This window comes from Cetobacterium sp. ZWU0022 (genome assembly GCF_000800875.1).
Taxonomy (GTDB): domain Bacteria; phylum Fusobacteriota; class Fusobacteriia; order Fusobacteriales; family Fusobacteriaceae; genus Cetobacterium_A.
This window is the reverse complement of the sequence record NZ_JRJZ01000085.1, coordinates 14,868-38,097: the sequence shown is the minus strand read 5'-3', so window position 1 is coordinate 38,097 and position 23,230 is coordinate 14,868. Positions and strand designations below refer to the sequence as shown.

General features: G+C 31.3%; 17 protein-coding genes, 1 tRNA gene and 1 rRNA gene. 13 read left to right on the top strand and 6 right to left on the bottom strand.

Features of this window, described 5'->3' with window-relative positions; translation table 11 throughout:
• Nucleotides 1-77: transfer RNA gene (locus tag L988_RS07535), tRNA-Met, on the top strand.
• An 86-nt stretch (nt 78-163) separates the two neighbouring features.
• On the opposite strand, the gene L988_RS07530 is transcribed toward L988_RS07535, so the two are convergent.
• The 3 genes from L988_RS07530 to L988_RS07520 all read right to left on the bottom strand — a co-directional run bounded on the left by L988_RS07530 (nt 164) and on the right by L988_RS07520 (nt 7,327).
• Nucleotides 164-2,770 carry a cation-translocating P-type ATPase gene (locus L988_RS07530; RefSeq protein WP_047383071.1) on the bottom strand — a complete coding sequence of 869 codons (2,607 nt, stop codon included), beginning with the start codon at nt 2,768-2,770 and terminating at the stop codon, nt 164-166.
• A gap of 255 nt (nt 2,771-3,025) precedes the next feature.
• Complete coding sequence (carB, locus tag L988_RS07525) at nt 3,026-6,232, bottom strand: carbamoyl-phosphate synthase large subunit (RefSeq protein ID WP_047383070.1); 3,207 nt, start codon at nt 6,230-6,232, stop codon at nt 3,026-3,028.
• A gap of 42 nt (nt 6,233-6,274) precedes the next feature.
• Nucleotides 6,275-7,327, bottom strand: a complete 1,053-nt coding sequence (locus L988_RS07520) for a carbamoyl phosphate synthase small subunit (protein ID WP_047383068.1) — start codon at nt 7,325-7,327, stop codon at nt 6,275-6,277.
• Between the two features lie 340 nt (nt 7,328-7,667).
• Between L988_RS07520 and L988_RS07510 the strand changes: the two genes are divergently transcribed.
• From L988_RS07510 to rrf, 12 genes are all read left to right on the top strand, one after another.
• A complete protein-coding gene (locus L988_RS07510) occupies nt 7,668-8,051 on the top strand; it encodes a GrdX family protein (RefSeq protein ID WP_047383065.1) in 384 nt (127 codons plus the stop codon).
• Nucleotides 8,052-8,159: 108 nt separating this feature from the next.
• Nucleotides 8,160-9,029: an RNase adapter RapZ gene (rapZ, locus tag L988_RS07505; protein ID WP_047383063.1), complete on the top strand. Its 870-nt coding sequence runs from the start codon at nt 8,160-8,162 to the stop codon at nt 9,027-9,029.
• Nucleotides 8,977-10,803, top strand: a complete 1,827-nt coding sequence (uvrC, locus tag L988_RS07500; protein ID WP_369798249.1) for an excinuclease ABC subunit UvrC — start codon at nt 8,977-8,979, stop codon at nt 10,801-10,803. Before rapZ ends, uvrC begins: the two co-directional genes overlap by 53 nt.
• Before the next feature lie 4 nt (nt 10,804-10,807).
• Nucleotides 10,808-11,740, top strand: a complete 933-nt coding sequence (locus L988_RS07495) for a hypothetical protein (protein ID WP_047383061.1) — start codon at nt 10,808-10,810, stop codon at nt 11,738-11,740.
• Complete coding sequence (locus tag L988_RS07490; protein ID WP_047383058.1) at nt 11,741-13,252, top strand: PP2C family protein-serine/threonine phosphatase; 1,512 nt, start codon at nt 11,741-11,743, stop codon at nt 13,250-13,252. It begins immediately after the preceding gene.
• A 91-nt stretch (nt 13,253-13,343) separates the two neighbouring features.
• Nucleotides 13,344-14,864 carry an ABC transporter ATP-binding protein gene (locus tag L988_RS07485; protein ID WP_081982730.1) on the top strand — a complete coding sequence of 507 codons (1,521 nt, stop codon included), beginning with the start codon at nt 13,344-13,346 and terminating at the stop codon, nt 14,862-14,864.
• Complete coding sequence (locus L988_RS07480) at nt 14,857-15,909, top strand: ABC transporter permease (protein ID WP_047383056.1); 1,053 nt, start codon at nt 14,857-14,859, stop codon at nt 15,907-15,909. Before L988_RS07485 ends, L988_RS07480 begins: the two co-directional genes overlap by 8 nt.
• Complete coding sequence (locus tag L988_RS07475; protein ID WP_047383054.1) at nt 15,909-16,790, top strand: ABC transporter permease; 882 nt, start codon at nt 15,909-15,911, stop codon at nt 16,788-16,790. Before L988_RS07480 ends, L988_RS07475 begins: the two co-directional genes overlap by 1 nt.
• Nucleotides 16,791-16,809: 19 nt before the next feature.
• Nucleotides 16,810-17,718, top strand: a complete 909-nt coding sequence (locus L988_RS07470) for a DUF1385 domain-containing protein (protein WP_047383053.1) — start codon at nt 16,810-16,812, stop codon at nt 17,716-17,718.
• Nucleotides 17,719-17,849: 131 nt separating this feature from the next.
• Nucleotides 17,850-18,152 carry a cysteine-rich small domain-containing protein gene (locus tag L988_RS07465; protein ID WP_047383051.1) on the top strand — a complete coding sequence of 101 codons (303 nt, stop codon included), beginning with the start codon at nt 17,850-17,852 and terminating at the stop codon, nt 18,150-18,152.
• A gap of 28 nt (nt 18,153-18,180) precedes the next feature.
• A complete protein-coding gene (clpB, locus tag L988_RS07460) occupies nt 18,181-20,745 on the top strand; it encodes an ATP-dependent chaperone ClpB (protein ID WP_047383049.1) in 2,565 nt (854 codons plus the stop codon).
• 78 nt (nt 20,746-20,823) lie between these two features.
• Nucleotides 20,824-20,940 (top strand): 5S ribosomal RNA (gene rrf / locus L988_RS07455).
• Nucleotides 20,941-21,013: 73 nt separating this feature from the next.
• On the opposite strand, the gene L988_RS07450 is transcribed toward rrf, so the two are convergent.
• From L988_RS07450 to L988_RS07440, 3 genes are read right to left on the bottom strand one after another with little or no spacing between them, the layout of a single operon-like run.
• Nucleotides 21,014-21,334, bottom strand: coding sequence for a cell division protein SepF (locus L988_RS07450; RefSeq protein WP_047383047.1), 321 nt, complete (start codon nt 21,332-21,334; stop codon nt 21,014-21,016).
• Nucleotides 21,335-21,372: 38 nt separating this feature from the next.
• On the bottom strand, nt 21,373-22,314 hold the full coding sequence (locus L988_RS07445; protein ID WP_047383045.1) for a bifunctional oligoribonuclease/PAP phosphatase NrnA: 942 nt from the start codon (nt 22,312-22,314) through the stop codon (nt 21,373-21,375).
• Nucleotides 22,314-23,213, bottom strand: coding sequence for a YitT family protein (locus L988_RS07440; RefSeq protein ID WP_047383043.1), 900 nt, complete (start codon nt 23,211-23,213; stop codon nt 22,314-22,316). The genes L988_RS07445 and L988_RS07440 overlap by 1 nt, the downstream gene beginning before the upstream one ends.
• Between the last annotated feature and the right edge of the window lie 17 nt (nt 23,214-23,230).

Below are 23,230 nucleotides of genomic sequence, written 5' to 3'. Positions count from 1 at the left end.
GCCTAGATAGCTCAGTTGGCTAGAGCACCCGGTTCATACCCGGGCGGTCGAAGGTTCGAATCCTTTTCTAGGCACCATTTAGAAGCTTAAACACTCTTAATGAGTGTTTTTTTTATTTATAATATCCTTTTAAAAAAAAGGTCACCCTAAAGGTGACCTTTTTTTATCTATCATATTTCATAAATTTCAAAATTTGTATTATTAACGTTGGAACAAACGCCAATACTGTCATTTCCAAGAAATTCATAAGAGTTAAATCTGATACTGCAAACATATCGTGGAAAGCTGGAATAATCAATACACTGTATAAGAAAGCTGTTCCTAATAAAAACGCATATACACTAAACATATTCTTTGTTAAACCCAGTCTAAGAATCGATCCATTTCCTCTACAATTAAATCCATGGAACAATCTACCCAAACACAATGTTGAAAATGCCATTGTACTTCCCAATCCAGCATCCCCTTTAACAAACCCTAAATAAAAAGCAATCATTGTTACAATTGCAATTAATGCTCCCTCCATCAAAATTCTACTTGATAATTGTTTATCTAACAACGGAGCTCCCGCTTCTCTTGGTTTTTCATCCAAAACATTTCCCTGTGATGGCTCCATACCGATTGCTATCGCAGGTAAACTATCAGTTAAAAGATTTATAAATAAAAGATGTACCGGAGCAAATATTACTGGCAATCCCATTAATGAAGCATAAAATACCGCCAATATTCCAGCTGTATTCCCAGACAATAAAAATCTTATTGAGTTTTTTATATTTGCATAAAGATTTCTTCCAGTTACAACCGACTTCACTATAGTTGAAAAATTATCATCAGTTAATATCATCGAAGCAGCATCTTTAGAAACCTCTGTTCCTGTTATTCCCATTGCTATTCCTACATCTGCCTTTTTTAAAGCCGGCGCATCATTTACACCATCTCCTGTCATAGCACAAATTTTCCCTAACTTCTGCCAAGCTGAGACTATTCTTATCTTATGTTCCGGTGATACTCTTGCATATACAGAGATTCTTTCAACATGTTGCAATAACTCTTCATCTGTCATTTGTTCAACTTCTGCTCCATTTAAAGTTTCATCTCCATCTTTATAAATACCAATCTCTTTTGCTATCGCTTTAGCTGTAACTTTATAATCACCTGTTATCATAACAGGTTTTATTCCTGCTCTAATACAATTTTGAACAGCAACTTTAGATTCTTCTCTTGGTGGATCAATCATACTTATCAAACCGATAAAGATAAACTCATTTTCATCTTCAAATTCTAATTCACGATCGACACCAATCTCTTTCATTCCAAAAGCTAAAACTCTAAGTCCTGATTCAGCAAATTTTACATTTGCTCTTTTTATATCCTCTATATCTTTTGTTTCTACTAATTCTATCTCACCATCTTCTCTCAATATATACTTAGCTTTATCAATTATAATATCTGGAGCTCCTTTTGTTATTAGATAATCTCTCTCCTCTATTCTATTTAAAGTACTCATCATTTTTCTATCAGAATCAAACGGCAACTCTTTCAATCTTAAATACTCTTTTCTAACCTCTGTTTCTATCATATTATATTTATGCCCTATATTAACAAGCGCAATCTCCGTTGGGTCCCCAATCTCTTGACCATTTACATTTACAGCATCACTACAAAGTATGGCCGCTCTTAATAATCCCATTTCAATCTTAGAATCTATCTTTATACTCTCCGCATCCACCACTTTTCCATCTACAAATAAGTTTTTTACAGTCATTTTATTTTGAGTAAGAGTCCCTGTTTTATCAGAGCAGATTACAGAAACACACCCTAAAGATTCAACTGAATGTAATTTTTTTATAATTGCATTCTCTTTTGCCATCTTTTGAGTTCCTATCGCTAAAACTATCGTTACAATCGAACCAAGAGCTTCAGGAATGGCTGCTACTGCTAGTGCTACTGCAAACATCAACGAGTCAAGTATATTTATACCCCTTGCAATACTCATAAAAAATACAACAATGCAAAGTACTATTATGGCTATTGATAGTTTGTGACCAAATTTTTCTAAAGATTTCTGTAACGGTGTCGTTGCATCCTCTGTCTCATCTAGCAAAGCCGCAATTTTTCCCAGTTCAGTTTTCATTCCTATCGATGTTACCACTAACTTCGCTCTACCATAAGTTACTAAACTTCCTGAAAAAACCATATTTTTTTGATCACCTACAGTTAGATTTCCCTCATCTAATACTTCAGATATCTTCTCAACACTTTCAGATTCCCCAGTTAAAGAGCTCTCATTTACCATAAGCGAATATGATTCTAATATCCTAGCATCACTTGGAACAACATCTCCGGCTTCTATAAGAACAATATCACCAGGTAACAACTCGCTTGAATCAATCTCTTGCTTTTGTCCATCTCTTATAACCTTCGCTTTTGGAGAGGACATCTTTTTTAAACTTTCTAATGATTTTTCAGCTTTCATATGCTGAACTGTTCCCAAAATCGCATTCATTGTTATAACCGCTAAAATAACTATCGTACTCTCTTTATTTCCTGAAATAAAAGATATTGCCGCTGCTACTAAAAGAATAATGACTAAAAAATCTTTAAATTGCTCTAAAAAAACTATAAACGCACCTTTTTTCTCTTTACTGTTTAATTCGTTACTTCCATATTCCTCTCTTAATTTTTCTAAATCTTTGACTTTCAATCCTTGCTCAGATGTATCAAAATATCCCATTATCTCATCTTTACTTTTAGAATAAAACTCTCTCATAAAAACCCTCCTTCAAACTCTTATATTTTAAATTATTTTACTAACTACGATTCTATTTTCATTTTAAAAATAAAAAAAAGACTTTCAGTGTAGGTTAAAACCTACACTAAAAGTCTTGTCACCATTTTTAGGTGTATAATACCAGATTTTTGCAATCGAGATGTTGATATTATACTTTTGACTACTCCCTTTGAGTATATTTTTAAATTATTCTTTTCTCAAGTGTATACTTTTTCAAAAGTTTTGTCAACAGATTTATATTTGAGCGATATCAAATATATCTAAATCCATCTTATCTACATTTAACTCTTGAACTTTTATTATCGCATTTAATGTATCTATTGAAGTTAGCACCTCTACACCATATTCAATCGCTGTTCTTCTTATTTTGAATCCATCTCTTTGAGCGTCGTTTGCTTTCGTTGGTGTATTGATTAATAAATCTACTTCTCTATTTTTTAGTAAATCTAAGATATTAGGAGACTCTTCATTTATTTTTCTTACTGCTGTTGCTTCAATTCCATTTTCAGCAAGATATTTTTGAGTTCCTTCCGTTGCAAACAATTGACATCCTAAATCTTTTAATGATTTTGCAACCGGTAAGAATTCATCTTTATCCTTATCTCTTATTGTTAGAAGAACTTTTCTATTTCTTACGTTTTGAACTCTTCCTCCTCCTAAAAGACCTTTAAAGATTGCTTCATCCGCTGTATGTCCAACTCCTAAAACCTCTCCTGTAGACTTCATCTCTGGTCCTAACGAAACTTCTACTCCTGATAATTTTTCTGTCGAGAACACAGGTACTTTAACTGCAACAACTGATGGTTTTTTATAGATTCCAGTTCCAAAACTTAAATTTTTCAACTTTTCTCCCATAATTACTTTTGTTGCTATATCAATTACAGGTACACCTGATATTTTTGCTATATAAGGAACTGTTCTTGAAGATCTTGGGTTAACCTCTATCACATACAACTCATTTTCATAAGCTATAAACTGAATATTCATCATACCTTTAATTTTTAGCTCTTTAGCTATTTTTCTAGTAATCTCCTCAATTTTTTGCTCTGTTCCCTCATATAAATTTTGCGGAGGATATATTGTTATTGAGTCTCCAGAGTGAATCCCAGCTCTCTCTAAATGTTCCATAACCCCTGGTATTAAAATGTCGTCTCCATCACAGATAGCATCTACTTCTACTTCGATTCCATTTAAATATTTATCTATCAGCACTGGATTTTCAGGATCTCTTTCAAATGAAGCTTTTAAATAGTTAACAAGGTTGTATTCATCATGACAAATTTCCATCCCTTGTCCACCTAAAACGTAAGATGGTCTTACTAAAACTGGGTATTGAACTTCTGCAGCTATCTTCTTTCCTGCTTCTACTTCCCATACAGCTCTTCCTTTAGGTCTCTTTATATCTAACTTCTCCATTATATCTTCAAACTTTTCTCTATCCTCTGCTGCATCTACCATCTCAGCTGAAGTTCCTAAAATTGTAACTCCTCTATCTCTAAGGTCATTCGCTAATTTTATTGCTGTTTGTCCTCCGAATTGAATAATTACTCCTGCAGGTTTCTCTTTATCGATTATATTCATAACATCTTCCGTTACTAATGGCTCAAAGTATAATCTATCTGCTGTTGAGAAGTCTGTTGAAACTGTTTCAGGGTTATTATTTATAATGATACTTTCAATTCCCATATTTCTTAAAGTTTTTATCGAATGAACTGTACAGTAGTCAAATTCAATTCCTTGTCCTATTCTAATCGGTCCCGATCCAATAACTATTACTTTCTTGTTATCAGTTACATCAACTTCATCAAATTGATCATAAGTTGAGTAGAAGTATGATGAATCTGCTGCGAACTCTCCAGCACACGTATCAACCATTTTATACACTGGTTTTATTCCATAATCTCTTCTCTTTCTAGCTATATCCTGCTCAGTCACATTTAGTAGTTGAGCTATTCCTTTATCTGAGAATCCTTTTTTCTTTGCATTTTTCAAGAACTTTTCATCTAAATCTTTAAGTTCCATCTTTTTCATTAACTCTTCTTGTCTTACAAGCCACTCTAACTTTTCCATAAAGAATTTATCAATTCCAGTTAGTTTTTGTAATTTCTCTTTTACATATCCTCTTCTTAACATCTCTGCAACAACGAATATTCTTTCATCATCTGGTCTTACAACAACCTCTTTTAATTCCTCCATAGACATCTTTTCAACAACTGGATGCTCTAAGTTATATCTTCCAATCTCTAGAGATCTTAATCCCTTTAGGAAAGCTGCTTCAAAGTTATTTCCGATAGCCATAACCTCACCAGTTGCCATCATTTTTGTTCCCAATCTCTTATTAGCCTTCTTAAATTTATCAAATGGCCACTTTGGAATCTTCACAACAATATAGTCTAATGCTGGTTCGAAACATGCGAATGTTTTTCCAGTAACTTCATTTACAACTTCATCTAACGTATATCCTAAAGATAATCTTGTAGCAACTCTAGCTATTGGATAACCTGTAGCTTTTGAAGCTAGTGCTGATGATCTTGAAACTCTTGGGTTGATCTCTATAATTGCATATTCGAATGATTTTGGGTGTAGAGCAAACTGTACATTACATCCTCCTACAACTCCAATTTCGTTTATTATCTTTAATGCTGAAGTTCTTAGCATTTGATACTCTCTATCTGATAGAGTTTGTGATGGTGCCACAACTATAGAATCTCCAGTATGTATTCCAACTGGATCTATATTTTCCATATTACAAACTGTAATACAGTTTCCATCCTTATCTCTAATTACTTCGTACTCAACCTCTTTCCAACCTAAGATTGATTTTTCAATTAAAACTTGTCCAACTCTTGACAGTTTTAATCCTTTTAATAGAATATCTTCTAACTCTTGAGGATTATCTGCAATTCCCCCTCCAGTTCCTCCAAGAGTATAAGCCGGTCTTACAACAACTGGATATCCAATCTCTCTAGCTACTCTAAATCCTGTCTCTAGATCTTCAACTATTCTACTTTCAATAGTTGGTTCTCCAATTTTGTCCATAGCTTCTCTAAATAACTCTCTGTCTTCTCCTCTTTTTATAGATTCAACAGTTGTTCCGATAACTCTCACTCCATATTTTTCAAGGATTCCTTTATCGTTTAATTCAACAGCCATATTTAACGCTGTTTGTCCCCCCATTCCAGCTAATATTGAGTCCGGTCTCTCTTTAGCGATTACCTTCTCAACAAACTCTGCTGTAATTGGCTCTATATATATTCTGTCTGCAACAGCTTTATCAGTCATTATTGTCGCTGGGTTTGAGTTTATTAGTACAACTTCAATTCCCTCTTTTTTCAATGTTTCACACGCTTGTGTTCCCGAATAGTCAAACTCTGCTGCTTGTCCTATTATGATTGGTCCTGATCCTATTACTAGTGTCTTTTTTATCGATTTATCTAACATTTATATACGCCTCCTGAAAACTCTACTAAAAATCTTAAAATTTTATCCCTCTATTACTGCTAAGAAATCATCAAATAAATATTCTGAATCAGCTGGTCCTGGCCATGCCTCTGGATGATATTGAACACACAGTATTCTGTGTTCTTCACTTCTCATTCCTTCAATTGAGTTATCATTTAAGTTTATATGTGTAACTTTCATTGAATCAGGAACTTTATCTACAACATATCCGTGATTTTGAGAAGTTATAAATATTCTATTCTTCTCTAAGTCTTTTACTGGATGATTACATCCTCTATGTCCATATTTTAATTTTTTTGTAGTCCCACCTAAAGCCCAAGCTAACAGTTGATGTCCTAAACATATTCCAACAATTGGTAATTTCCCTACTAATTTTTTGATTTCATTAATAACACCAGTTAATTCTGCAGGATCCCCTGGTCCATTCGATAAGAACACTGCGTCTAAATCATGAGATAATAGCTCTTCAGCTGTCACATTCCAAGGGAAAACGATTTGGTGAACTCCTCTTGCCTCGAAAGATCTAAGTATATTCTTTTTAACTCCAAAATCAATTACCCCAATTCTTTTTCCTGGTCCCGGAATCTCATACTTCTCTTTAGTACTAACTTGCTCTACTGCATCTTTATTACTAAACTTAGCAAAATGCTCATCAATCTCTTTTTGAGTTAAATCCTTTGATGTTATTAGAGCCTTCATAGCTCCCTCTTCTCTTATGATTTTAGTAAGATGTCTTGTATCTACTCCTTTAAATCCAACAACTTTATATTGTCTTAGGAAACCATCTAAAGTCATCTCACATCTGAAGTTATTTGGAAGTTTTGCATCCTCTTTGATGATAAACCCCTTTAATTTGATTCCGTTTGATTCCATATCCTCTAAATTAATTCCGTAGTTTCCTACCATCGGATAAGTCATAACAACAATCTGTCCATAGTATGATGGATCTGTTAGTAATTCTTGGTAACCTGTCATTCCCGTGTTAAAAACAAGTTCTCCTACACTTTCACCTAGCTCTCCAAAAATTTTTCCATCGAAACTCATTCCGTTTTCAAGAATTAACTTCCCCTTCATTTTTTACCTCCTAAATTTTTTGCATAAAAAAAGGAATATGAAAATCATATTCCTTGTCTATATTAATATTAAAATTAAAAACTAAAAAATTAAAAAATATAAATAAATTATTAGAAAATGAAATAAATAAATCTAAAAATAACAAATAGTTTTTCTGTTTCTGTCTAACTCTTGTGTCATTTTTGTAAACCATATTTCACCCTCCTTTTTTTTGCTCTGAGAAAAAGTATATACTAAAATTAAAAACTTGTCAATTTTTATTTTTTTACTCTTGATATATTGCCGTTTACGTTGTAATATTACTACTGAAAATTCTATTCAAAAAAGCAGGAGGTTTTTTATGGATTATAAAATCATTACAAATAACAATAAAGTTTTTAATTTCTTCAAAGAAACAGATAATGTAATTTACTTAGAGAACCACAATATCAACCAAGTATTGAATTACATAGAACAAAAATGTCTTGAAGGTCATAGGCTTCTAAGTGATCCTATTCTATATAATTTAGAAAATCAAGACAATCCTTTTAAATCAATACTAATAACAAATAAACAAATTGAAGATAACTCTCACTCTATTAAAATTATTCTTGGAGTTTTAGATATTGTTAAAAAAGTTAGTTTCACTCCTAAAGAAGAGCAGTCAGACATATCTTTAGAAGAATTTAGGTTTGTTGATTTGAACCTAATCAGAGATAGCATCTCTAAAATAAATTTACTTTAATTTCACTTATTTTTGGATAGGTCATTTACCTATCCTTTTTTTATTTTTTTATATAATTTTAATTTAGATTATTGTATAATAAAGTAAACTATATTTGGAGGAATTATAATGGAGTTGATTATTTTAACTGGACTTAGTGGCTCTGGAAAGTCAACAGGTTTAAAAACTTTAGAGGATCTAGGATTTTTCACAATGGACAATATCCCTTTCAGATTTGCCGGATTGATTTTAAAAGACCTACAAACTTCTAGTAAAGATAGTAGCGTTAAAAGAATAGCCCTGGGTCTTGATATCAGAACAATAATTGACGCAAACGATTTTGATACTTTTTTTAATGAGATTGATAATCTTGAAATTGACTATAAAATAATATTTCTAGAAGCTTCAACTCAATCTATATTGAACAGATACAATCTTACAAGAAGGAAACACCCCTTGACTAAGGATACTCTACTACAAAGTATTGAAGATGAAATATATCTTATGGAAGATATCAAAGATAAAGCCAATATGATTGTCGATACGAGCTTTTTAACCGCTAAGGAGTTATCTAGAAAAATAGAGATGGCTGTAGCTTCTTTCTCTAAAAATATTTTATTAAATATACATCTTCAGTCATTCGGATTTAAACATGGTGTCCCTATCGATGCAGATATGATTTTTGATGTAAGAACTTTGCCTAATCCGTATTATCTAGAAAATTTACGAGAAAAAACAGGATTTAACGATGATGTCTATGATTACGTTATGAGCTTTGAATCCGCACAAGCTTTATACTCTAAAATTTTAGATTTAATAACTTTCCTTATCCCCGGATATATCAAAGATGAGAAAAGGCATCTTACCATAGGCATTGGATGCAGCGGTGGAAAACATCGTTCTGTCTCTTTTGTTAGAAGGCTTCAAAAAGATTTAAACAGTTTAGATGATATCAATATTTACTCTATACATAGAGAGAAAGAGAGAGGAAATTGGTAAGCTTATGATTACTGTTTTTAATAAAGAGATTCCTAGCAATCCTGGAGTATACTTAATGAAAAACAACTCTAAAATTATATATGTCGGAAAAGCTAAAAATCTTTCAAAAAGAGTTAATTCTTACTTCAATAGAGATCACTCTGATGAAAAAACTAAAGAGCTTGTTAAAAATATCGACGATATCGATTTTATTATTTGTAACTCTGAAATCGATGCTTTAATTTTAGAAAATAATTTGATAAAAAAATATTCTCCGAAATATAATATAAATTTAAAAGATGAAAAAACTTATCCCTATATTTTAATTACTGATGAACGATTCCCTAAGATTTCAATCATTAGAACTACTAAAAAATTAAATCAAAATCTAGGTGATTATTTTGGCCCATTTCCCTTTGGAGCTTGGAATTTAAAATCTACTATTTCCAAACTTTATAAAATTAGAGATTGCAATAGAGATATGGAAAAAATATATCCTAGACCCTGTCTTAAATTTTATATGAACCTTTGTAGCGGACCTTGTAAATATAAAAATATTTTAAATGAATATAGCGAAAATATTTCTGATGCGAAGGAAATTTTAAAAGGAAACACAACATCAATAATTCAAAAACTAGAAAAAAATATGACCTCTGCTGCTGAAAATATGGAATTTGAAAAAGCTATTATGTTCAGAGAACAAAAAAAAGAGATTGAAAACAACATACAAAAACAAGTAACAGAGGCTACTTCATCTATTGATGAGGACATCTTTACACTTATTCTAGAAGACAATAAAGTTTTTCTTTGTGTTTTAAACGTTAGAGAAGGAAAAATCTTAGGAAAAAACTTTCACTCTATAAATTTAGAAAATACTATTTTTGATGATATTATTGAAGATACTATTATGAGTTATTACTCTAAGTATCCTATTCCCAAAAATATAATTTTCGAAGATTCTATGGCTAACCTTGAAAAAGATATAACTTTTATCTTTGAAGCTATTTCTAAACATAAAGTATCTCTATTTTTCCCTAAAATAAAGTCTCGTAGAAGAGAACTCTTAGAAATGGGGATTTTAAATCTAAAAAAAGATATCGAGAATTTTTACAATAAAAAAACTATTGTTGAAAAAGGATTGAGTGATTTATATACGAAACTTAATCTCAAACGATTCCCATTTAAAATAGAATGTTTTGATATATCAAATATCCAAGGTAAAGATGCCGTTGCTTCTATGAGTGTCAGTGTCGAAGGAAAAAAAGCAAAAAAACTTTATCGAAAATTTAAAATTACAACTAAAGATACCCCCGATGATTTCGCTATGATGAGAGAGGTTATTGAAAGGCGTTACTCTAAATTACCTGTCGAAGAATTTCCAGATGCTATTTTAATAGATGGTGGTCTTGGCCAGATTAATGCTGTCGGACAAATTCTTGAAGATATCGGAAAAGGAGGAATTTCTGAACTTTTAAGTATTGCCAAAAAAGAAGAGGAAATTTATAAATATACAGAAAATACTCCATATATATTTTTGAAAAGTGATGAAGCTTTAAAAATTCTACAAAGAGTCAGGGATGAAGCTCATAGATTTGGAGTTACTTATCATCGATTACTACGAAATAAAAGGGTAATATCTAGTCAGTTAGATAACATCCCTGGTATTGGACCAAAAAGAAAAGAGATTCTTTTAAAAACTTTTGGTTCGGTAAAACAAATTCAAAATGCAACTTTAGAGGAATTAGAAAAAGTTATTCCTAAACAGCTAGCCTTAAAAATAAAGGAGATGATTTAACATTATGAAAAAAATTCTTTTGCTTTTTTCTTTAATTACACTTGTTGGTTGTTCACAATTTTCTGCTAGAAAAGATCAAAGCCAACACATCACATTCAACAACTCTATTTCTAGAGGGAAATACAATTTTAATTTAATCTCTTTAGAATATCCAAATAATTATAACGGTAAAATTGATTTCTTAAAAAACCTAAATAATAGTTTAACTAATCTTAACAGCGTTCAAAAAAATAACCTTAATCTACTTATTACAAAAGAGATGGATACAGACTTTAGTTCTCTTATAGAGACTGGTTGGTTTGACAAAGAGATTATTGGAATGAAAATTGTAGAAGATTTGAGTACAGAGGAAAAAGCTTTTTTAAATGATTTTAGTATTGAAGTTCCTGAAAATGCTGGTATAACACAAAAATTATTAAATAGACAATATTTTTTATTACTAAAACTAACAGATAATGAATCACTTTACAACTCGTCTTACCTTTATACAGAACTTGATAAAAGTTTATTAATGGAAGATATTTTATTGAGCAGAAAATCAATTGTTGATAACATCAACTCAATTAAGAAAAACTTTGTTTATTCTGATTGGACAGAAAATGATAAAAAAGCTGTCTATATAAAAAATGCAAATCAAGATATTAACTCTTTAGAAGACAAAAGTATTATCTTTAAAAATTCTGATGTTAATTCTGGATTTAAAGTTTTTCCTAACTCATTGGTTTTATTCTTAGGAAATAGCCATAAATATTTATCAACTGATGACTATGAACTTACCTCTAATTTGGTACTAGTGAAATCTTTCGATGAGTTAAAAAATCTTACTAATGACTCAAACTCAGTTTCTAACCTTTTATCTTGGAAGAGAAAAGATTGGACGAAAAATGATACTACAGAATCTCTTGAAAATAGATTCTCTACATGGGAGGGTAAGTAATTGATTATCTACTTCTCTTTTATTATTCTATTTTTTATTTTCTTTTTAATCTTGAAGAAAATTGAAAAGAAAAACTTTGAAGAAACAAGTAAAATTTTAAAAAGTTTTATAAGTAAAGAGTTCCTTACTGATATATCTGAAGATTTAAAAAATGACTACGAAAGAGCTACTACAGCTATTACAAAACAAGACTTAGAGCTTGATAATTCTATCGAAGAGTTACGGGAATATAAGAAGGAACTTGAAGTTACTTATGAATCTTTACTTACAAAATCAAAACAACTTGAATACAGTAATCAAGTTCTAGAGCAAAGAGTTGCTAGTTTATCAAATATCAATTCATTATCAAGAACAGTTTTGTCTATAATGGAGTTAGATAAAATAATCTCTACTATTCTTGACGCTTATTTTGTTCTAACAGGAGCTAAAAGAATCTCCCTTTACTTATGGGAAGGAGGACGTCTTTTAAACAAAAGAATTAAAGGTGATATTCACTTCAAAGGAGAACTGAGTTATCCTGAAGAGGTTTTATCTCAATTTACTCGTAAAGACTATAAAAAAGTTTATAACGAGATTTTAAAAGGTTTCTCTATTACACCAGATGAAAAAATAATTGCATCCCCTCTTACTGTAAAAGGAAAAGAGCTTGGAGTTATCTTTATAATAGAGGACAAATCTAAACTTATAAAAAGCGACGAAGAGACAATCTCTGCACTAACTATACAAGTTGCGATTGCAATAAATAATGCTCAAATATACTCTGATTTAGTTGTTAAGGAAAGAATGTCACAAGAACTTGAAGTTGCTTCTAGAATTCAAAAAAGAATAATCCCTAAAAAGATTAAAAATGTTTTAGGATTAGATGTAGCTACTTTCTTTGAACCTGCTAAAGAGATTGGAGGAGATTACTATGATTACTCTCTTCTAAATGAAAAAACTTTTAGTATTACTATTGCTGATGTAAGTGGAAAAGGAGTTCCTGCTGCTTTCCTTATGGCACTAGGTCGTTCAGTATTAAAAACACTTGAACTTCAAGGTGAGGAACCTTGCTGTAATGTTAAAAAACTCAATAAACTTATCTATCCTGATATAACTGAAGATATGTTTATAACTATGATGCATAGCAAATACGATTACGATAGCAAAATCTTAACTTATTCAAACGCTGGACACAATCCGCTTGTTGTTTACAACAGTACTACTGGTCTTATTGAAACTCATTCTGTTAAAGGTGTTGCTATAGGATTTTTAGATGATTACAACTATAAACAAGGAGAAATAAAATTAAATATTGGCGATATTGTTATCTATTATACAGATGGAATTAGTGAAGCAGAAAACACTAATAAAGAGCTATTTGGAATAGATAGATTAAAAGATGTCTTACTTCAAAGTTCATCTCTTTCAGCTAAAGAAATAAAACAGAAGTTACTATCTGAAGTTAACAACTTCCAGAATGGTTGTGAACAAAATGATGATATCACATTCGTTGTAATTAAAAGAGAGGAATAAAAAAAGTTGACTACTTTTATATAACATAATATAATTTTAAAAGGTTATTTTTTACAACGTAATATTGAAATAAATTTAGGGAGGATTCTAAGTGAATAATTATATCTTAGAAATGCAACACATCAGAAAAACTTTCTTAGATGGAAAAGTTATCGCAAATGACGATATCACTTTAAAAATCTTAAAAGGTGAAAAACACGCTATTGTTGGTGAAAATGGAGCAGGTAAGTCAACACTTATGAAAATGTTAAATGGTCTTTATACTCCAACTTCTGGTAAAATATTTTACCACGGGAAGGAAGTACAAATAGATTCACCTAGTAAAGCTGCTGAGTTAGGAATTGGAATGGTTTATCAACATTTTATGCTTGTTCCAACTTTAACTGTTGCTGAAAATATGATTTTAGGTGTTGAGCCTAAAAAAGGTCTATCTTTAGATATTAACAAAGCTAGACAAGATGTTATCGAGGTTTCAAAAAAATATGGATTAGCTATAGATCCAGATGCTTTAGTATCTGATCTTTCTATCGGAATGCAACAAAGAGTAGAAATTTTAAAGATTCTTTTCAAAGGTGCAAACCTTTTAGTTTTCGATGAACCTACAGCTGTTTTAACTCCACAAGAGATTAAAGAGCTTTACAAAATCATGGACAACTTAATTGCCGAAGGAAAAACTATTATCTTTATCTCTCATAAACTACAAGAAGTTCTTGATATCTCTAATAACATAACAGTTATTAGAAGAGGAGCAGATATTGCTAATTTTGCTACTGTGGATGCCACAAAGGAAAAAATTGCTAACGCAATGGTTGGAAGAGCTGTACTATTCACAACAGAGAGACCTGAAGTTGAGATTGGGGAAACTGTTTTATCTGTAAAGAATGTTAGCGTTAAAGATCATCTTGGAGTTATGAAAGTTGAAAATGCTTCATTCCAAATCAGAAAAGGTGAAGTACTTGGTATTGCCGGTGTTGAAGGAAGTGGGCAAACTGAACTTGTTGAAGCTTTAACTGGATTGAGAGAAACTTGTTCAGGTGAAATGATTCTTGACAATGTTATTTTAAAAAGAAAAACTCCTAGAAAAATATCTTTACTTGGATTGGCTCATATTCCTGAAGATAGACATAAAAGAGCTGCTATTTCACAATTTAGTGTTATGGAAAACTTCGCTCTTGGTCTTGAAAGAGATGAGTATTCAAAATTTGGTCTTCTTAATTTCTTCAAATTAAGAAAAGATGCTGAAATGTTTATGGAAAAGTATGATGTTAGACCTAGAAGTGTCGATACTGCTTTTGGTAGACTATCTGGAGGAAATCAACAAAAGATTATCGTTGCTAGAGAGTTAGAAAAGAAAAACAACAATCTTATTATAGCTGGTCAACCTACTAGAGGAGTTGATATCGGAGCTATTGAATCAATACATAAACTTATCCTTAATGAAAAAGAAAAAGGAAAAGCTGTTATGGTTGTTTCATCAGAACTATCTGAGATTTTAAATCTTTCAGATAAAATTGCAGTTATGTGTGCGGGTAAAATAACTGGAATTCTTTCTAGAGAAGAAGCAAATGAAGAAAAAATTGGAATACTTATGGCGGGTGGTAAACTTGATTAAAAACAAAAATATATTAAATGCCCTTGTTCCTATTGTAGCTGTAATATTAGCACTACTAATTGGAGCAGGTATAATTTTATACATGGGTGAAAGTCCTACAAAAGCATACTACTATTTATTTACTGGAGCTTTTGATGGTCTTACTCCTATAGCTAGAACACTTTTAGAAGCAACTCCTCTTATATTTACAGGATTATCTGTTTTAGTTGCATTTAAGGGTGGTATGTTTAACATTGGTGCTCAAGGACAAATGACTATGGCTGGACTTGCTGCTGCCGCAGTTGGAGGATTTGTTGCTAATGTATTTATAAGTAATGTGTTTGTTATATTAATTATTGGAGGATTAGCTGGTTTCCTATGGGCTGCAGTTGCTGGTTGGTTAAAAGCTAAACTTGGAGTTCATGAGGTTATATCTACTATAATGCTTAACTATATCGCAGTTAGTTTTGAACAATATTGTTTAAATTATCCACTTAAAGCTCCTGGATTCAATCCACAAACTCCTGCGGTTATTGAATCTGCTAGATTAGGAAAATTATTAGATGTTAGAGTTCCTTTAAACTATGGATTTATTATTGCTTTAGTTGCTGTTTTTGTAGTTTGGTTTGTACTTGAAAAAACAGTTTTAGGTTATCATATTAAAGCTGTTGGTTTCAATCCTACTGCTGCTGAAAATAATGGTATCAACGTAAAAAAAATTATTCTTTTAACTTTAGGAATTTCTGGTTTCTTAGCTGGACTTGGTGGAGTTGAAAGAGTTTTAGGTGGAGTTGGACAATACGCTTATAAAACTGGTCTAACTGCTACTTACGGATTTGATGGAATTGCTGTTGCTCTTCTTGGAAAAAATACTCCTATCGGAGCTTTACTGGCTGCAATTTTATTTGCTGCTCTTAGAGTGGGTGGAAGAGCTATGCAATTTAATACAACTATTCCTAGTCAAATGGTTATTATGATTCAAGCTATTATTATCTTATTAATTGCTGCTGAAAATATGATTAGATCTTGGTTAGAGAAAAAAGGTTCAAAAGGAGGAGCTGAGTAATGGTAAGTATCATTTTAAGTTTAATTTTAGCCACAATCAGACAGGCTGCTCCAATTCTTATTACAGCAATTGGTGGAATGTTCTCAGAAGTTTGTGGAGTTGTTAATATAGGTCTTGAAGGAATGATGCTTATTGGAGCATTCTCTTCAGCTGTTGTTTCTTACTACACTGGAAGCTGGGTTCTTGGAATTTTAGCTGGTGCTATATCTGGTGGATTGATTGCTCTAATTCATGCTATAATCAGTATCAAGTATAGAGGAAATCAAACTGTTTCTGGAGTTGCGATAAATCTTTTCGCATCTGGATTTACAATCTTCATGTTAAGAGTTCTATTTGAACAAGCATCAAATAGTCCTTCTGCAACTAGAATACCATTACTATTTAACTTCTCTATATTAATTTATATCATATATGGTTTAGCTATTTGGTCTGGTTATTTCCTTTACAAGACAGTTACTGGTCTTAGAATGAGAGCTGTAGGAGAATATCCTTTAGCTGCTGATACTGTTGGTATAAGCGTTGCTAAAATTAGATATTTTGGTGTTGTTATGTCTGGAGTCTTTGCTGGACTTGGTGGAACATACTTAGCAATTGGAGCTCTTAGCCAATTCTCTAAAGAGATGTCTGCCGGAAGAGGATTCATTGCGTTAGCCGCACTTGTTTTTGGTAAGTGGAAACCAAAAGGAGTTTTATTTGCAAGTTTATTATTTGGATTTGCTGATGCTGCACAAACAGTAATTCAACAATATGTTACATTTATTCCACCTCAATTTATCCAAATGATACCTTACTTATTAACACTTCTAGCTCTAGCTGGAGTTGTTGGTAAAGCAGTTGCACCTAGTGCTGCTGGAAAACCTTATGATAAAAATACAATCTAATTAATTACGGATGGTGACAATGAGTAAAGAAAAATTTTCGAGCGTAGGTGGACAAGCAGTTATTGAAGGAGTTATGATGAGAAATGCAGACCTTCTTGCTACAGCTGTTAGAAAACCCAATGGTGAAATCGTTTACAAAAAAACAAAAATATCAAAAAGTAGAAACAAACTTTCTACAATTCCTTTTCTTAGAGGTGCAATAACCCTATTTGATTCTCTAGTTTTAGGAGTTAAAGAGCTTACTTTCTCAGCTAATCAAGCTGAGGTTGAAGAAGAGCAACTGTCTCAAAAAGAGGCTGTAATGACTACCATTGTTTCTTTAGCTTTGGGAATTGGTCTTTTTATTGTTCTTCCCTCTATTATAAGTAGTTTTTTATTTAAAGATAATAAAATTTATAGTAACCTTCTAGAGGCTGGATTAAGGCTTGCATTCTTTGTTCTTTATATATTCTTGATTTCATTCTCAAAGGATATTCAAAGAGTCTTTCAGTATCATGGTGCAGAACATAAATCAATCTATGCTTATGAACAACATTTAGAACTAACAGCTGAAAATGCTAAAAAGTTTACAACTTTGCATCCTAGATGTGGAACTAGTTTCCTTTTAATAGTTATGTTTATAGCTATTATAGTTTTTACTGGTTTAGATTTTATTCTACCTCCACCTAGTAGTTTTACAACAAAATTACTTACAAAAGTGGTTTTAAGAGTCTTATTTATGCCTTTGATAGCAGGAATATCTTATGAACTTCAAAGATATACTAGTAATCATCTTGATAATCCCTTTGTCAGAATGATTGCAGCTCCTGGAATGGCTCTTCAAAAGATTACAACTAAAGAACCTGATCTTGAACAGCTTGAAGTTGCTATTGTAGCAATAAAAGTAGTTTTAAACGAACCTGTTGAAAATGCTACTGAAGTTTATTAATAAAATATATGTTTTGATTTTTAATGGTCTAAATTTTGAATTTAGACCATTTTTTTATTTTATTGACTTGATTTAATCCTGCTACAGTAGTATATTTAAATTATAGATTTAAAATTTTCTGGGAGGTACTTATGAACTACAAATTTAATCAAAATAAAAACTGCGAATTTTTTCCATGTCACAAAATGGAGAATACCGAGAATTTTAACTGTTTATTTTGTTATTGCCCACTTTATATGCTAGGAAATGAGTGTGGAGGTAAGTATAAACATACTGCAGGAGGAGTTAAAGATTGCTCTGACTGTATCCTTCCCCATATAAAAGATGTAGGGTATGACCATATTCAAAAAAAAATGATGGAAGTTATTGAAATAGTTAGAAATAACCATCTTAAAGATATTGGTGAAGAGGATAAAATAATCAGCTTAAAGTAAGCAAAATTTATAATTATGAGGTGATTTTATGAATCCAAACAATTTTACAGAAAACTCTATGTTAGCATTAACTGATGCTCAAACTCTTGCTCAAACTTATATGCAGCAAAGTATAAAGCCCGAACTCTTGGCTTTAGCACTTGTTGCTCATAAAGAGGGACTTATCGTTAGAGTTCTAACTAAAATGGGTCTTGATACTAACTCTTTACAAAACTCCTTAGAAGCACTTTGTAACAAATTACCTAAAGTTTCAGGAACTCCATCTTCAATTGGAGTGGATACAAAAACTAATGAGATTCTTATTGAAGCACAAAAATTGATGCAATCTATGGGCGATTCTTACATAAGTGTTGAACATATCTTTTTATCTCTTTTAGATAAAACTTCTTTTCTGAATAACTTAGGAATTAATGCTTCATTATTCAAAAGCACTATTTTAGAAATAAGAGGAAATAAAAAGGTCGATTCTCCTAATCCTGAAGTTAAATATGAAGTTTTAGAAAAGTATGGTAGAGATCTTGTTGAACTCGCTAGAAAAGGAAAGATAGATCCTATTATTGGAAGAGATGGTGAAATTAGGAGAACTATACAAATTATTTCTAGAAGAACTAAAAATAATCCAGTTCTTATAGGTGAACCTGGTGTTGGGAAAACAGCTATTGCAGAAGGATTTGCTCAAAGAATTTTAAATGGAGATGTTCCTGATTCTTTAAAAAATAAAAAAGTTTTCTCATTAGATATGGGATCTCTAATTGCTGGAGCTAAATTTAGAGGAGAATTCGAAGAACGTTTAAAAGCTGTCTTAAAAGAAGTTGAGGATTCGAATGGAGAAATTATTCTATTTATTGATGAGATTCACACTATTGTTGGAGCTGGTAAGACTGATGGAGCAATGGATGCAGGAAATCTATTAAAACCTATGCTTGCTAGAGGAGAGATTCGAGTAATCGGAGCTACAACTTTAGATGAGTACAGAAAGTACATTGAAAAAGATCCTGCTCTTGAGAGACGTTTCCAAATCGTTATGGTTAATGAACCGAGTGTTGAAGATACTATCTCTATCTTAAGGGGAATTAAAGAAAAATTTGAAGTTTATCACGGAATAAGAATTGCTGACGGAGCCATTGTAGAAGCTGCTGTACTTAGCAATAGATATATTCCAGATAGACAACTTCCTGATAAGGCAATTGACTTAATTGATGAGGCTGCTGCAATGATTAGAACTGAAATGGATTCTATGCCTGAAGAGTTGGATCAACTAACTCGTAAAGTTATGCAATTAGAAATTGAAAAAGAAGCTTTGAAAAAAGAAACAGATCCTTACTCTAAAGAAAGACTTGAAATTTTAGAGAAAGAACTTTCAAATTTAATTCAAAATAAATCAATTTTAAAAACTCAGTGGGAAAATGAAAAACAAGATTTAAATAAAGTTAAAGATATCAAATCTGAAATTGAAAAAGTAAAACTTGAAATTCTTGAAGCTGAAAGAAAATACGATTTAAATAAATTAGCAGAACTTAAATATGGAAAATTAGCAACACTTGAAAAAGAATTAATTGAAGAACAAAAGCGTCTTGAAGAAGCTCCTGTGAATAGATTAGTTAAACAAGAGGTTGGTGTCGAGGAAATATCTGAAATTATTTCAAAATGGACTGGAATTCCTCTTTCTAAACTTATGGAAAGTGAAAAAGAAAAACTTCTTAGCTTAGAAGATAATTTAAATGCTAAAGTTATTGGACAATCTGAAGCTGTAAAAGCCGTTTCTGAGACAATTCTAAGAGCGCGTGCAGGATTGAAAGATCCTAATAGACCTATCGGTTCATTTGTGTTTTTAGGGCCTACTGGAGTTGGAAAAACATATCTAGCTAAATCTCTTGCATACTTCTTGTTTGATGATGAGGAGAATGTACTTCGAATTGATATGAGTGAATATATGGATAAATTCTCTGTAACTAGATTGATTGGTGCTCCTCCAGGGTATGTTGGATATGAAGAAGGTGGACAATTAACTGAAGCTGTTAGAAGAAAGCCTTACTCTGTAATATTGTTTGATGAAATCGAGAAAGCTCATCCAGATACATTCAATATTCTACTTCAAGTATTAGATGATGGTAGATTAACTGATGGACAAGGTCGAGTTGTTGATTTTAAAAATACTTTAATCATTATGACATCTAATATCGGTAGCCATTTAATTTTAGAAGATCCAACTCTTACTAATCATACTAGAGAAAAAATAAATCAAATGATGCTCGCTAACTTTAGACCTGAGTTCCTAAATAGAATTGATGAAACGATTCTATTTAAAGGCCTTGGTATTGATGAAATTAAAAATATAGTTCGACAACTTTTAAAAACTCTTGAAAATAAATTAAAAGAACGAAAAATAAACTTTAGTATAACTGATTCAGCAGCTGAATTTTTAGCTAAAACAGCTTATGATCCTCAATTTGGTGCAAGACCTCTTAGAAGATATATTCAAAAATATATCGAAACTGAAATCGCGAAAATAATTTTAAAAGGTGAAATTAAAGAAAGAGAAACTATTGAAGTTGGTTATGATAACGATGAAGTTACATTCAAAGTTGTATAAATAATTCTATCGAAAAAATGGGTTTATAACCCATTTTTTTTGTTGACTTTTTATAAAAAAAATGTTATTATTATATAGCTTGGTAACGATAGCTACGGAGGTACACCCAGTTACATTTCGAACCTGGAAGTTAAGCCCGTAAACGCCGAAAGTACTTGGGGGGCAGCCCCCTGGAAGGATAGGTAGTTGCCAAGCTTTTTTATTGGCTGATTTAATAAAAAAAACTAAAAATATCTAAAATGAGAAAAGGGACCTTTTGGTCCCTTTTTTACCTTCTATTATATCTTGGAATTATCTCTTCCTCTTCATCAAATCTCGGATTTGTTATATTATTAGATAACTCTTTATACTCTATTTGATAACTTTTATTTTTAGGAATTGAGCAGTATATTTTATCTCCCGGATTTATAATTTGCCCCTCTTGAATATGTACAGCCCCACTAATGAAATCTAAAACTCTTTGTGATTTTTCTGAATCTAAATCACATAAATTTATATGAACTATTTTCTCTGCCTTTATATGCTCTACACACTTTAAACAATCTTCGAATCTAGTTGGTTTTAAAAAAATTATATCAAAATCTGCCATTATTATTCCCCTCCTTTTTTTATAAAATTATACACTATTTATAAATTTTCTACTACTTTTTTTATAATTTCCTCTGATGAAAGTTCTGATGTAAATCCAGCAGCTTTTATATGTCCGCCTCCACCAAAAATTCCAGCGATTTTATTCACATCTATATCGTGCTTACTTCTCATACTTCCCTTTATTTTTCCAGTTTCATCCTCTCTTAAAAATAGAGAAACTTCACTGTCACCATAGTTAAGAAGCTCTTCTACAACTCCTTCGGTATCATCTTTAATTGCACCTAAACTTTTTAATCCTTCATATGATAAGTTAAAATACATAAGTTTTTTATCTTGAATAAATTTCATTTCGCTTAAAGCTTTTCCTAAAACTTTCATTCTTTGGAAAGATTTTGTTTTAAAGAAATCATTTACTATTTTATTATTATTTACACCTAATCTCATTAGCTCTGATGCAACTAAAAATGTTTTATCAGTAACATTACTATGTGCAAAATTTCCTGTATCATTTACTAAACCTAAATATATCGCCTCTCCCATTTCTAAAGTTACTACCAAATCTAACTCTTTTAGCAATGAAAACATAATTTCAGATGTTGAAGATATATCCTCCACTAAATTTATATCTCCATATTTAGGATTACTTATGTGATGATCAATATTTATTTTAAATGTATCTCCTATCAAGCTCTCAACTTTTCCAACTCTTTCTATCGTTGCAGAATCCACAAAAATAGCCAAATCATAATTCGGATTGTTTATATCTTCTATTTTTTTTATTTTTTCAGTTCCTTTTAAAAAAGAGATATTTTTAGGTACTGGGTCTTGAAGTACAAAATCAATTCTTTTATTTGGATATTTATTTTCTAATCCTAATAAAAGAGATAATCCTGCTCCAATTGTATCTCCATCAGGGTTTACATGTCCTGCTATTATTATCCTATTACTTTGTTCTATTTTTTCTTTTATCTCTATCATTATTTTTCCTTTCTCTTAGTTGTATTTTCTGTATCAAAAGTATAACCTCTTCCTAAAACTTCATGAACATCTGATACAACTACAAATGCTTCTTTATCGACTTCTGTAATCAACTCTTTTAATAAGAAAATCTCTCTATTTCTCAAAACAGTTGTTACTACATCTCTTTTACTTTTTGAATATAACGCTTCCGCTTGGTAATAATTTCCTGTTTTACCTAAATCTTCAACTATTATTTTTCTAACTTTCTCAACTTCAGAGGTTACAATATATGCCATTTTAGCATCACCTAAACCATTTATCATTTTATTTATTACAACTCCAGTCATATAAAGGTTTATAAGGGCATATAGGGCCTTTTCAGCACCAAAGATATACGCAGCTACCAAAACTACTGTTGAATCAATCATTATTAATGCTTGCCCAATTGGGATTCTAAAAAACTTATTTAAAATTCCTGATACTATATCACTTCCACCAGTCGTTCCACCATTTTTTATAACTGTTCCAAGTCCTATACCCATAAGTAGCCCTCCATAAAGAGTCCCTAAAAAAATATTACTCGGATTAGTAAAATCTATTATTTTATCTATCTCAGGCACAACTTTTTTTACCAATTCAACATTTAAAGATATAAAAGAGATTCCCGCCAATGTTTTTGCTCCATATGATTTTCCGAATATTTTTACTCCTATTAAAAAAAGAGGTATATTTATTGCGAATATTAAAGTCCCAACGGGAATTCCTGTAACATAATTTATTAAAATTGAAAGTCCTGTTGCTCCTCCAGGCGCTAAATTTGATGGAACTAAAAATCCATTTATTCCTATCGAAGCTATCAGAGTTCCAATATAAATGTAAATATATTCTATTAAAACTTTAATTTTTTTTCTTTTCAATTTAAATCCCCCGATTA